General features: G+C 46.1%; 1 protein-coding gene. It reads right to left on the bottom strand.

Annotated features, from left to right (window positions below; genetic code table 11):
- Window positions 1-289: 289 nt before the first annotated feature.
- The coding region (locus ACS8FC_RS19695; protein WP_439298030.1) for an aspartate/glutamate racemase family protein at window positions 290-568 on the bottom strand (279 nt) is incomplete at its 5' end.

The raw sequence follows: 568 nt of genomic DNA on the forward strand, positions 1-568 counted from the left end.
TGTGCATGGTGGCACATCTGCGTCATGTCGTGATATCACCCCGACGACTGTATGGAAACTGCTCCCTTTGCGCCGTATTACAAGGCTACATCGACGACTTCGTAGAAGACTCTACAGACACCGTATGATTAAGAACAGTAAAGGATCATAGCGTGGTTTATATATACGTTTAGCTTAACGGCTCTTGATCATTACAGCTCTTGTTCATTGATATTTGGCATAACGTTGACCTAATAAAAAGCCCCGTATGTAAAAACCTTTGCTGGGCTAAGCATTGACCACTAACACATTACAACGTTACATCAGCCAATAAAAAATCCACTGCGGCGGCGGCATGAATCGCTGTGGTATCAAATACAGGGATTGGGCTGTCGTCTTGCGTGATCAACAGGCCAATCTCAGTACACCCTAGTATCACGCCCTCTGCTCCTTGCTCAGCAAGTCTGCTTATGACATCGATATAATATTGGCGTGAGCTGTCTTTGAACTCACCGACGCACAGCTCTTTTTTGATAATGTGGTGTACCTCTGCACGCTCGTCCTCGGCAGGTATCAACACTTCTAGCCC

The sequence above is a fragment of the Psychrobacter sp. 1Y4 genome (assembly GCF_051847555.1).